Origin of the sequence: Brevibacillus sp. HB1.2 (assembly GCF_013332495.1) — a bacterium.
Lineage (GTDB): Bacteria > Bacillota > Bacilli > Brevibacillales > Brevibacillaceae > Brevibacillus > Brevibacillus porteri.
The window spans coordinates 153,902-166,163 of the sequence record NZ_JABMIU010000010.1; the positions used below are offsets into that span (position 1 = coordinate 153,902).

A 12,262-nucleotide genomic window follows, 5' to 3' on the forward strand; every position below is an offset into this window, starting at 1 on the left:
AAGCCATTGAGATCCGTTTCCTTCCGTTCTCACAACTCATACCAGTCATCTGATATAAGGTAACCAGATCTCCTGCCATCACGACTGAACATGAATCCATGTGAGGAGAGTAGAACATGCACATCCAATCGAATACCCGCTACCTAACCCCCCAGCTTTCAACTAACCAACTTGCACCCAAAATGGTGACAGGAACTCGTCTAGCATTGCCCGAGAACGATACAGTAGACCTTCGTTCTCACAAGGCACGAGAGCTCCCTGCTGATGTCATCGAGCATCACAGTGTCCAATTTTTCTTTAACACAGAGATTAATGAGCGTTTGGATAAAATTTTTGCAGATAAACCACCCGAGGCTCGCAAAGCCTTTGACCACATCCTGGAGCAAAACTTTTTCAACTCCCCATCCACCTACTCCGATGAAGAAAGAGCTGCTTTGGTAGAAGTCGGTTTAACCCAAGGCAAATATTTGGCAGACCAATACATGGCTGATGAAAATGCTGCTGAATTTTTGGATACCCTCCATTTGCTCGCTGGCGTTGCCAAAACACGAAAGGTTGACCCTGCAACCGGCAGTGTCAGCTACGTAGAGCTTCCGCAAAAACCACATGGGGCGCCGAGCGACTATGTTAACCCGTCCAAGCTGATGGAGCGGTATGACCCGGAAGCCTACAAAAAAATGCATGCGGCTACCAATCAAACAGAGAAAGTAAGCATGCTGATTCAATTCGTCAAAAAGCTGCAACATCGACCAGACTGGATCTCTCAATACCGGAACGAACAAGCTACGCTTCTTTCCGATTTAAAAAATACGAAAATCACTAACCGCTTTGAGAATGTAAATACAAAGGACGACACTGAATTTGTTCGTCGAATGAATACGCTCGCTGAAAATGCTTCCTTTTCTACCTTCACACCATTGCTTCAAACGAATCTTGCCTCTTTTATGAAGATCTTGACCAAGAAAACAAGTTAACTACACAAAGATGATGGACACAGCCTCCTCCCGAACTTCCCTGGGACTGGGGCTCTTTTTTTGTGTAGCTGATGGACATACTAACCCGTAAAGGAGGGGACGAACATGTATGACAATCTCGAAAACGACCTGCCTGATTTCAAACAACTGGATGACAGACTGATCGCTCAACCTCCTACTAGCCTCATAATCGCAATCCGTACCAATCTAGACAAGGAACCAAATGACGTCGACAATCCGTATGTGCAGCAAGACTCTACACCCACTGGACAAAATAAGGGGGAAGCAAATGACTGATCGCAGCTCAAAGGAAAAACCGGACATGGGTTATAACGGAAGCAATATGCATGGTTATTCCCTTACAGCAAAGGAAGGGACATTGGACCAAACTGACAAGTCAGCTGCGGCAAAAAAAGAAAACAGGGACAAAGAATAGTTCTTTTCCCGTCACGATGAACAAATCCCCTTTGGGGAAACAGGCAGATACTCACTTTGCCTGTTTCCTGAAGGGGATTCTTTTGGATTTCTGATCAAGAACATGGTGAAAGAACATTTTCTTATTGACGAAACTCTATTGGAAATATATACTTTTCATGGATTTGATAATGAGAATCGTTATCAGATTCTTGTATATATGATCAGGAGGTTGCCCCATGAAATCCAGGCTCTTCAAACACATTTACAGCACAACATTAGTCACTTCTCTCCTCACAGGTGGCGCCCATATGGCTCTGGCCGCACCACTCGTGGCCACTGCTGAACAGACGGATGTTTCCCCTTTGTCGCTAGATTTCGCAGTCGAACAGGCAATAAAGAACAGCGTTGATCTGGAGGTGCTTCGGCTTGACTTAGATATTACGAAGCACGAAACATCCATCACATTGAGAGAAAAAGCAGAAATCAAAAAAGCCGACATCATGTCACTGGCTGATGCAAAAAAGAAATTCGAAGACGCTGCCAAAGCAGTCAAAGAAGTGGTTGTCGATGAAGTCGCCCTGAATACGCAAAAAAACACCATTCAATTGCAAGTGCAAAAAGCATTCTTCGAAGTCCAATCATTAGACGCCAAAATCAAATCGCAGAAGAAAAGCTTGCAAAGACAGTACTGGTTGGACTCCCAAGAAACAGAAGCTCACAAAAATCTTGCTGCACTAGAAGCCAGCTACAAGCAAGCATTGGCCAAACTCAACGATTTATTGAATGAAAAAGCGGACAGACAATGGAAAATGATCGCTACTGATCTGACCCAACACGAGTTGCTTTCCTTAGAGCAATTGCAAGCAAAAGCTTATGAAAATCGTCCTGAAATGATCAAAGCACAAGCAGAAATAGACTTTGCCCAAGTAAGAATTGATTACACAGCAGAGTATTCCGCACTCAGCACACATAAAGGTACAATCGCAAAAAATGAGCACAAAAAAGCGGAACTGCAAAAACAAAAAACACAAAAGAAAATCGGTCAAGAAGTAAGTGACAACTATACGAAGGTACTGACAGCGAAAAAGGCATTAGAGGAAAGTACAACAAAGAAAGAAACCGCATTGGAGCGCTATCAGGCAACAATCGATCAATATAGATTAGGAAAAGCATCGATGAAAGAACTGATGGAAGACGAAGCACACCTGTTTGACTCCGAAGCAAAAGCAATCGAATCGGTTTATCAATACAATCTCGCTGCTACCACCTTGAATCAGTCGACTGGTTATTAATATTTCGTATAACGAAGGATCTCATATATTCATTTAAAATAAAGGAGGCTTCATCCCACAGGGTGAAGCCTTTACTCATTTATTAGCCTCTCAAAAACTCCCGGCATCACCAGACGACCACCGTCTACACCAAAATCCTCTATAAACCACCAAGCCGATAGCACACTATGGCAATACGCCCACGCCAACACTCTCTCTTTTTGCAAAGACAGCGCCTTCGTCAGTCCATCGACCCGCTGTTTCATTACTTCTTCTACCCCATCCTTTGGCAAATGGTTCAGCAAAAACGGAATCACCTCATACTCCGTCTCCCCGATCAGCCCCTTTGGATCAATTGCCAACCACGGCTCTCTTTCTGCGCGCAAAATATTTTCATGATGCAGATCCCCATGCAGCAGGCACTGTTCTTTTTGTGTGGAGAGAAGCTTTTTGTACCATTGCATGGCTCGCTCCACCATTTGCTCGGGAATCGGTCCTGTCCCCCCTTGGAAATGTGGACGAATCTTTTCCAGTCCCACAGCCCAGTCCGCTATCGTTGGAAACGTAGACGCAAGCTTGCCAGCGTTCGAAACGGGGGTATGCATCCTTTTAATCACGTCCGCCAAGCATTGAATTCGTTCTTCTTCGCTGCTCAGCTTGTCCAGTGTCTCCCCTGGCATGATGCGCTCCAAAAGCATGATCTCTTTTTCCTCGTCAGCATCGAGTAGCTGCACCATCCCCCGCCCCGCAAAAGCCCGAATCGCCGTCAGCTCTCTCTGCCAGTCCAGTCCAGGCACGCCCAGCTTCAGCACTGCGTTTCTCCCATCCTGCAACACAACAGATGCGACAAAGTTATAAGAGAGCGGAAACGGCTCAAGCACTTTTAAAGACCAACGTGCTTCGCATTCGGCAATCAGCTCATGAAAGGAATCCAGCCAAAGACGTCCCTCTTCTTTATGTATGCCCATAATTGTTTGGGTAAATTGGGTTGGCAATGAAATCATTAGGAACCCCCTCCTCGAACTACTAGCAAAACATCCTCTTGCCCCAGCTTTCAAGCTGTTCCCCTACCACAGCCGCTTCTTCCCCCCAACAACTACTCATAAAAAAGGGAGCAGCTTGAAAGCCGCCCCCCTTTATTTCCCGGAAAATGTTTAGGACAGCCGTCCCATCAAGCGCTCCATACGTTCCAGCGCCTTTTTCAATTGCTCCATCGATGTTGCATAAGAACAACGGATATGCCCCTGTCCGCTTTCGCCGAACACGTCTCCAGGTACAACAGCTACCTTTTCCTCCATCAGCAGCTTCTCCGCAAACTCAGAAGAACTGAAACCTGTAGAAGCTACAGACGGGAATGCGTAGAATGCTCCGTCCGGCTCGTGGCAAGTCAATCCGATTTGACGGAATCCATCTACCACATAATTGCGGCGCTGACGGTAGCTCTCAATCATTCGTTCCATATCAGAGCGTCCATGACGCAGGGCTTCTAATGCAGCCATCTGAGCCATCGTCGGTGCACACAGCATGGTGTACTGGTGGATTTTCAGCATGCCTGCGAGCAAATCAGGCGACGCGCAAACATATCCCAGACGCCAGCCGGTCATCGCGAACGCTTTGGAAAAACCGGAGATCAGGATCGTCCGATCTTTCATCCCTGGCAGAGCCGCGATACTATCGTGCATTCGACCGTAAGTAAGCTCTGCATAAATCTCATCAGAGATCACCATAAGGTCGTGCTTTTCAATGATCGGCAAAAGTGTTTTCCACTCTTCAGCCGTCATGGTCCCCCCAGTCGGGTTATTTGGATAGCAGAAAATGATTGCTTTTGTACGCGCGGTGATGTGCGTCTCCAGCTCTTGCGGTGTCAGCTTGAACTCGTTTTCCATCGTAGTTTTCAGGAAAACCGGCACCCCGCCAGCCAAGCGAATGACTGGTTCATAGGAGACATAGCAAGGCTCCACGACCAATACTTCATCACCCGGATCAAGAATGGCACGCAGTGCGATATCAATCGCTTCGCTGGCACCAACCGTCACGAGAATTTCTGTCTCTGGATGATAGCTGACAGAGAAACGTTCTTCCAAGTATTTCTGAATTTCCACGCGCAATGGCAGCATACCTGCATTGGATGTATAAGCTGTATGTCCACGCTCCAGGGAAGAAATCGAAGCTTCTCTCATGCGCCAAGGAGTGACGAAATCAGGCTCCCCTACGCCCAAGGAAATGACTCCCTCCATCGATGCTGCCAAATCGAAAAAGCGGCGAATGCCTGATGGCTTCAACGACTGAACTGTATTGGATAAACGGTTTTTGACTTTGACTTGTGTACTCACGGCGTAACCACCATCCTGTGATCTTCGTCACGATCTTCCAGCTCAATACCATCGTGCTTGTAACGTTTCAAAATAAAGTGTGTAGCTGTTGAGACAACTGAATCGAGAGTGGACAGCTTTTGCGAAACAAAAGTGGCTACCTCTTTCATCGTTTTGCCTTCCAAAATAATCGACAAGTCATAGCTTGCACCAGACATCAAGTAAACAGCCTTCACTTCTGGGAAACGGCAGATTCGCTCCGCCACTTCATCAAAACCAACATCGCGCTTCGGCGTGACTTTCACGTCAATCATGGCGTTCACGTACGGATGATCGTCCACACGCTCCCAGTTCACCAGCGCTGGATATTTAACAATGACCTTTTCGGCTTCCAATGCTGCAATCGTCTGCTCAACGACGTCGGTCGGCTCTCCGATCATTTTTCCGATTTGCTCAGCGCTCATGCGACTGTCTTCTTCCAACAGGTGCAACAGCTCTCTTTGCTTCAAGCGATCCATGCCCCACCACTCCAGTTTTCTCTTTATTTTTTGTACATAAGTGCGTGTTCAAGTAGTCGACTTTTTGAACAACGGCATCATGCAAAAAGCCTCAGCAACCAGACTCATGATTTACATGAATCCGATTGCTGAGGCGAAGGTATCGCGGTACCACTCAGCTTTTTTGCCTCTCTCACAAAAGGCAAACTTGTGCTGTCTACAAAGACATGCGCCCCATAACGTGGGCCATCCGCTGCTTTCTACTTGGCATTTTCAAAAGCAGAGCTCCAAGGTGGCTTTCAAAAAGAGTTCGCGGCTGCCCTCTCAGCTAACAGGCAACTCTCTGGACGTCAAAATCCCTTTTTTACTTTCCTTTTCACGGCTGTGTTGGTTGTTTTATTGAATGTCTCAGATTATAAATGAGGTTTTCTCTCATTGTCAACCAACAACTTCTGTCTTCTGAACCTCTTTCAAACCAATAGGCAACCAGACGCGAAACACCGTCCCTGTTCCCAGGCTGCTTTGTACGTCAATTTTTCCCCGATGATTTTCTACGATGGATTGGGTGATCGACAACCCCAAGCCAGCACCTCCGCTTTTGCGTGCGCGTGAGGATTCAATCCGGTAGAAACGGTCGAATACATGTGGGACATGCTCCGGTGCGATCCCGGCCCCATTATCTCTAATCATCAGTTCAATCCCATTGGAAAGCTTTCTCAATGTAAGCTCGATCTCACCGTTCACAGGTCCAGTATGCTGCACCGCATTTTGAAACAGATTAAGAATGACTTGCTTCATTCCGTCACAGTCAAAAGTAGCCGAAACATTCGATTCTACGCGGAAATGAACGTTTCGGTCACCGGCCAGAACCATGAGCTGCGATTCCATACTGTGCACGACCGCGTCCAACTGCCCTTCTTGCAAAAAGAAAGCAGGTTCCCGATCCATCCGAGCCAGGTACAGCAAATCGTTGACGAGTTTGTTCAGCCGCTCTGTCTCGCCGTGCATGCTTTTCAATGCTTTCTGCAAATGTTCGGGATTTGCCGCCGCACCGCGCAGCAGCACCTCCAAAAAACCATGGATGGATGTCAGCGGTGTTCGCAATTCGTGAGAGGCATCCGCCACAAAGCGTCGCATCCGTTCTCCAGCCTCTTGCTCGATTTTAAAGGAGGTTTCCAACCGCTCCAGCATTCCATTAAAGACCGCCGATAATTGATCAATCTCCATCTGACCTTGATCCATCGGCAGTCGTTCATCCAAATTACCCGCATTGATCCGTTCAACTGTAACCTCAATACGCGAAAGTGGATTCAGCGTACGACGGAGCACAGGCACATAGGTTAACAAACCAATGAGCAAGGCGAGTGCAGATGCAGAGAAGAAAATGATCAACTGTGGAAAGAGAACTTCCCGCATCGAGCCAACAGGTGTACTCAGTTGTACGATTCCTTGCAGCTGTTCAGGTGATTTGATAGGTGCCAGCACGACCAAATAATCCTTCCCAGTGCTACCTTCCAAAATTTTGTATTTAAAACTACATACGCCACTAGCTAAGATCTCACGGTATAAACTCTCAGGAAAGCGCGGGGAATACCCTTCGGTCGGATTCGCAAACAGCTCCGTCACGTTGGCGTCATTGTCAATAAAGGCATACTTGATATCGGGTGTACGCAAGGAAAGCAACGCGCTGACATACTGATCGTTTTTCGGGAGCGTTTCCGTGTCTTCCAAGACCTGATAAGGAACGGTAACTGCCAGATTTAACAGGCTTTCCGCTTTGCTGCGATACAAGAACTGCTCCATCAATAAGTATTGAATCATGCCGATTAGAAGCAGCAACCCGGATAAGATAAATAACGAACGTGACAATAGCTGGTAGCGCAAAGAGTTCGGTTCTAGGAAGGCGGCCCATTGATTGTTTCGATTCATCGTCATACAAAATCAACCCGATAGCCCGCACCGCGCAATGTGCGAATGATCCGATGCTGACGATCGTTCAGTTTGTCACGCAGGGAGCGGATATACACCTCGACAATATTCTCCTCCCCACCGAAATCATAGCCCCACACGTTATCCAGAATCATGGGTTTACTCAACACCAAGCCGTGATTCGTCACCAAATATTTCAGCAAAGAGTATTCCGTTGGCGATAGCTCCAGAAGCGTGTCCTCGTAGCTAATCTCCTTTCGTCTGTCATCGATCTGGAAGGGGCCGAGATGCACCTTGGAGAGCAGATGCGGGTAATGATTGCGAATGCGAGCATGGATACGGGCAAGCAGCTCCTCAAAGCTAAACGGCTTGATCATATAATCGTCGGCACCCAGCGTCAGACCTTTTACCCGATCCTCCACGTCTTCTCTGGCTGTTAGCATGATCGTTGCTACATTCTGTATCTTTTTCAGCATCCGGCATACCTCGAAGCCGTCCATACCTGGCATCATCACATCGAGAATGACGACATGGGGCTGATGCTCCTTCACCATGGTCACCGCGGTCATCCCATCTTGTGCCGTCAATACTTGGAAGCCTTCATTTTCAAGACCCATCTCCAAAAATTGCAGGATGGTCGGTTCATCATCGACAAGCAATATTTTAACGCCTTTGTTTAGGCTCATTTTTTTCACCTCACCTCTATTTTACCTGAACAGGCCAAGAGTAGCTGAATGTTTGCTGAATATGCCCTGAGTACGAGCTGAAAGCTTTTTACAGAATAACAAACCAAAAAATGTAAATTTAACATAAAAAACGTTGATACTTCACTTACCATTGCACTTTCAACAAACTTTCAGCCAGCTTTCAAGACCCACTCAGCTTCCTCTCTCATAATGATCCCTGCGTAGTCAAATACATACGACTCAAGTCTGAACACTTCAAAAACATGGAGGTTATACAATAATGAAAAAGAATTCGGTTATCCTGACAGCTTCAGTTGCCACTCTCGTGGTCGGTATCGGAGGCTACATGCTCTATGACTATTTCGTGGGAAACCATGTGGAGATTCAGCCTGCAGCTGCGGTAACCACAGCCTCATCTACCGGATCCTCAACAGCTCTGACAGCAGATCAACTGAATAAAAAATGGACGATTAATGATCAGTCCAAAGTCTATTTCTCCGTAACGACGTCGAAAGAAACGGTAAACTTTGAAATGGACGGGATTACCGGCAGCTGGGATGTGAACCTCTCTGCACCAGATCAAATGAAAGCAACAGCTTCCGCTGACTTGAATCAGCTGAACTCCGGTAATGAAAAGCGCGACACCCATATTAAATCTCCTGATTACTTTGATACTGCCGTGCACCCAGCTGCTACTTTTGAAGCGAAATCTTTTGAGAACTGGCCAACGGCATGGACAGAAGGACAAAAGGCTTCGTTCACCATCAATGGTGTCCTGACTGTAAAAGGAATTGCCAAAGACGTGAAAATTAATGCTGACGCGATTTATTCCCAAGGCAAGCTACAGTTGGAAGGAACGTCCATCGTAACGTTTGGTGACTTCGGATTGACCAGCCCTCATACAATCGTGGCCAAAACGGAAGAAAACATTAACATTACATTACGACTCGCGCTGGATGCTGTTTAATCAATCGCTTTTCGCAGGAACTGCTTCGAGAGACGTCTGACATTCACAGACGTCTTTTTTCACATATTTTTACATTGTGATATTGACATTGTTAATTCGATATCATACCATAAAAGCATGATAACAGATTCGAGTAAACGGAAAGGATGATCTTGTGAGTACGTCTCCCCTTCGAGCCAAACGCATCCACTATCGGACCAAAAAGTACCGCTCGCCGGATGGACTTCCAACAGATATTTGTCTCTTTACGATCCTTTCCATCCCGCGCCAAACGAAAACCAAATCGCTGCCACACAAGCAATTGGCCGTTCTTTTAATCAAGCGAAAAAGCGATATATTTGGAGAGCAATGGGCCTTGCCTGGCGGGTTTTCCCATGAATCGGAGACACTGGACGAATGCGCCTATCGTGAGCTGAAAGAAGAGACGAATATTGATCGCGATGTACACATCGAGCAGTTAAAGACGTACTACAAGCCGGGAAGAGACCCTCGTGGTTGGATCCCGAGTGTTGCCTATGTCTCCCTCGTTCATGAAGATTTATTGAAGCACGCACAGGCAAACGACGACGCATCGGACGCGCAGCTGTTTCCGATTGAGGAAGCCTTTGCGCTCAACCTTGCTTTTGACCATCGTGAAATTTTAACTGACGCCTTACAGCGAGTTCGTGAGCAGATGCTGCAAACGACTATTGCCAAAGCGTTTTTGCCAGATGAGTTTACCTTGAGTGAGCTGCTGCAAGTGATTGAGACTGTCGTTCCATCCTTTTCGGCAAAAGATCGCGGTAATTTTGAGCGTCGCTTGCTTGCGACAACCCGACGACAAGGACTTCTCGAGCCAGTTCTATCGGCTGACGGACAGCCTGTCTACTCGACCGAGTTTTCGAATTCGCCAGCCAAGCTCTATCGCTTTACTGGCTTTACCCCAATTGCCATGATTTACTGAGCAAGGACACTTTCTCGGTGCTGATCAGCTGACTTTTTGAACGCACAAATTCAGGAGGTTTTTGCCATGAAAGCTTTGATTGTGATCGACTACACGAATGATTTCGTCGCGACAGATGGTGCATTGACTTGTGGTGAGCCTGGTCAAGCTATTGAAGGACGCATTGGAGAATTGATCCGCGACTTCCTCGCAGAAGGCGATTTTGTCGTCATGGCAGTCGACGCACATCGCGAGCAGGACCCGTACCACCCTGAGACAGGCCTCTACCCTCCGCATAACATTATCGGTACGTCTGGCCGGAATTTATATGGCAGCATTCAGGAGATTTACGAGGAATTCGAAGATACGATTCACTGGATGGATAAGACGCGCTACAGTGCTTTTCAAGGCACCGACCTTGCGCTATTGTTGCGCACGAGAGGTATCACTGAGATTCATCTGGTAGGTGTCTGCACGGACATTTGTGTATTGCATACAGCGATTGAAGGCTTCTATAATGGATTTTCTGTCGTCATCCACGAGGATGCCGTAGCGAGCTTTCTTCCAGAAGGTCACAAATGGGCTCTCGGTCATTTTCAGAACCAGCTTGGTATGACTGTCCGCAAAAAATAACAGGCTCATGGCGAATAGGAGGCAATCTTCATGCGAATTGGCATTTATGGCAGCAGCTTTGATCCCATCACGTACAGCCATTTGTTCACGGCAGCGACCGTCGCTCATCGGAGACGACTGGATAAAGTCATTTTCGTACCATGCTCTTCAAAGCGTCATGATAAAAAATTGCAGACAGAGGACATCCATCGCTTGCACATGCTCAAACTGGCTTTGGCAAGCAGTACACACAAAACAAACAAGTATGGCGAACCACTTTTCGAAATTTCTACAGTCGAGATGGATGCCTTGCCAGGTGAAACCTATACGTATGATACGATGATACACATGAAAAAGAAGTACCCGAACGACGAGCTCTTTTTCATTATGGGATCGGATTTGTTAGAGGGGCTGTCGAACTGGGGCAACGCTGAAAAGCTAGTCGCAGGCTTCAACTTCATCGTGATGTCGCGCGAAGGCTATCCGACCGCTGACCTGATTGCGGAGGACGCGCTGCTGCGCAATCACGACGAGCATTTTCTCATTATGAGCAAGGGCATCAACATGGGAATCAGCTCTACCTATATCCGAGACGAAATCCGCAAAGGCGGAGACCCCAGCTTCCTGTTGCCAGATGCTTGCCTTCAGTACATTTATGAAAAAGAAATCTACAAAGAGCCCTACGTATAAATCCAAAAAGAAAAACAGCCGAACCTGAAAAGGGTCGGCTGTTTTTGTCGTCTCCATCAACGATTGAGAGTATTGGCAATTGCAGGCTGTCTTATCTTTTTCTGATAGTTCACCAAGTAAATACTGCACACGATCAATACCAGACCAGCAATGAGCGAATACGTAATCGGCTCGTCCATAAAAATGGTACCAGTGACGACTGCGATGAGCGGCACAAGAAACGTAAAGGCGGCCACCTTGCTCGCTTCGCCTGCATTCACGAGCCCAAAGTAAATGACAATGGCAATCGGTACCCCAAATGTAGCGCCATAGCTGAGACCGATCAGATACGGAACATTCCAGACAATGTCGGACCAGCTCTCTACGCCTGTCCCCAAAAGAGTTAAGGCCGCGCCACCGATGATGCATTGCATGGCAACCATCCACAGCGAATCTACCTTGGCACTGACTTTTTTCACATAGATCACGCCCAACGCCCACGTAAGAGCCGTCAACAAACCTAAAATGACGCCCACGATGGAAACCTGTCCAGTCAGTCCATCTGCACTGACCGCAAGTATCCCGAGGAATCCCATGATCAGCCCAATGACCTTGAGGACCGTCATGCTCTCACCCAACCACAACCAAGCAAAGAGTCCTATCAAGATTGGCTGGAAGTATACCAACACAGAGAATAATCCACCTGGCAAATATACGAGTCCAACCGTCTGAATGCCGTAAAAGCACAAGGTATTCAGAAAGGCAGATATACAATAGCGCAACCAGTTTTCACGCCAGTTGATCTTTTTCCATTTCGGTAAAATGAATAAAGCGAGCAGAAGTCCGCCAATCAGCGAACGCATTCCTGCGAATAAAATTGGTGGCGTATAGGCGAGTGACATTTTGTAGATCGACCAGCTTAAACCCCACATCAATACCAAACTTGCAATAGCGACAACAGTCTTACCCGAAAACTTTCCCACGAGGGGCCTCCCTTTCTAGCTGC

At 47.1% G+C, this 12,262-nt stretch carries 14 protein-coding genes and 1 other annotated feature; of the genes, 8 read left to right on the forward strand and 6 right to left on the reverse strand.

The genetic code is table 11. The features are described from left to right. The first annotated feature begins 116 nt into the window (after positions 1–116). The 4 genes from HPY28_RS21225 (at position 117) to HPY28_RS21240 (ending at position 2,683) form a co-directional block, all read left to right on the forward strand. Positions 117–974, forward strand: a complete 858-nt coding sequence (locus HPY28_RS21225; RefSeq protein ID WP_173623227.1) for a hypothetical protein — start codon at positions 117–119, stop codon at positions 972–974. Positions 975–1,079: 105 nt separating this feature from the next. Next, the gene (locus HPY28_RS21230; RefSeq protein WP_174231342.1) at positions 1,080–1,271 is read left to right on the forward strand and encodes a hypothetical protein; all 192 of its coding nucleotides are present in this window, start codon (positions 1,080–1,082) and stop codon (positions 1,269–1,271) included. After that, positions 1,264–1,410 carry a hypothetical protein gene (locus HPY28_RS21235; RefSeq protein ID WP_173623229.1) on the forward strand — a complete coding sequence of 49 codons (147 nt, stop codon included), beginning with the start codon at positions 1,264–1,266 and terminating at the stop codon, positions 1,408–1,410. Before HPY28_RS21230 ends, HPY28_RS21235 begins: the two co-directional genes overlap by 8 nt. A gap of 217 nt (positions 1,411–1,627) precedes the next feature. After that, positions 1,628–2,683 (forward strand): TolC family protein, encoded by a 1,056-nt coding sequence (locus tag HPY28_RS21240; RefSeq protein ID WP_174231343.1) that lies wholly within the window; start codon positions 1,628–1,630, stop codon positions 2,681–2,683. Between the two features lie 71 nt (positions 2,684–2,754). Here HPY28_RS21240 and HPY28_RS21245 read toward each other — a convergent pair whose 3' ends face one another. From HPY28_RS21245 to HPY28_RS21265, 5 genes are all read right to left on the reverse strand, one after another. After that, positions 2,755–3,666, reverse strand: coding sequence for an aminoglycoside phosphotransferase family protein (locus HPY28_RS21245; RefSeq protein WP_174231344.1), 912 nt, complete (start codon positions 3,664–3,666; stop codon positions 2,755–2,757). Positions 3,667–3,816: 150 nt separating this feature from the next. Then, a complete protein-coding gene (locus tag HPY28_RS21250) occupies positions 3,817–4,995 on the reverse strand; it encodes an aminotransferase (protein WP_017251967.1) in 1,179 nt (392 codons plus the stop codon). Further along, the gene (locus HPY28_RS21255) at positions 4,992–5,492 is read right to left on the reverse strand and encodes an Lrp/AsnC family transcriptional regulator (RefSeq protein WP_173623232.1); all 501 of its coding nucleotides are present in this window, start codon (positions 5,490–5,492) and stop codon (positions 4,992–4,994) included. The genes HPY28_RS21250 and HPY28_RS21255 overlap by 4 nt, the downstream gene beginning before the upstream one ends. 126 nt (positions 5,493–5,618) lie before the next feature. Next, positions 5,619–5,860 (reverse strand) — a binding site (T-box leader). A 49-nt stretch (positions 5,861–5,909) separates the two neighbouring features. Next, entirely contained in the window at positions 5,910–7,406 is a 1,497-nt protein-coding gene (locus HPY28_RS21260; protein ID WP_174225338.1) for a sensor histidine kinase, read from the reverse strand. After that, positions 7,403–8,086 (reverse strand): response regulator transcription factor, encoded by a 684-nt coding sequence (locus HPY28_RS21265; RefSeq protein ID WP_020477559.1) that lies wholly within the window; start codon positions 8,084–8,086, stop codon positions 7,403–7,405. Before HPY28_RS21265 ends, HPY28_RS21260 begins: the two co-directional genes overlap by 4 nt. Positions 8,087–8,366: 280 nt before the next feature. Between HPY28_RS21265 and HPY28_RS21270 the strand changes: the two genes are divergently transcribed. The 4 genes from HPY28_RS21270 to nadD all read left to right on the forward strand — a co-directional run bounded on the left by HPY28_RS21270 (position 8,367) and on the right by nadD (position 11,277). Further along, positions 8,367–9,053 carry a YceI family protein gene (locus HPY28_RS21270; protein ID WP_174231345.1) on the forward strand — a complete coding sequence of 229 codons (687 nt, stop codon included), beginning with the start codon at positions 8,367–8,369 and terminating at the stop codon, positions 9,051–9,053. A gap of 154 nt (positions 9,054–9,207) precedes the next feature. Beyond that, positions 9,208–9,996, forward strand: a complete 789-nt coding sequence (locus HPY28_RS21275; protein WP_017251963.1) for an NUDIX hydrolase — start codon at positions 9,208–9,210, stop codon at positions 9,994–9,996. 66 nt (positions 9,997–10,062) lie between these two features. Continuing rightward, positions 10,063–10,608, forward strand: coding sequence for a cysteine hydrolase family protein (locus HPY28_RS21280; RefSeq protein WP_017251962.1), 546 nt, complete (start codon positions 10,063–10,065; stop codon positions 10,606–10,608). Between the two features lie 30 nt (positions 10,609–10,638). Beyond that, entirely contained in the window at positions 10,639–11,277 is a 639-nt protein-coding gene (gene nadD, locus HPY28_RS21285) for a nicotinate-nucleotide adenylyltransferase (RefSeq protein WP_174231346.1), read from the forward strand. 56 nt (positions 11,278–11,333) lie between these two features. Here the strand turns inward: nadD and HPY28_RS21290 are convergent, their stop codons facing one another. Next, positions 11,334–12,239, reverse strand: a complete 906-nt coding sequence (locus HPY28_RS21290; protein WP_017251960.1) for a DMT family transporter — start codon at positions 12,237–12,239, stop codon at positions 11,334–11,336. Positions 12,240–12,262 lie beyond the last annotated feature (23 nt).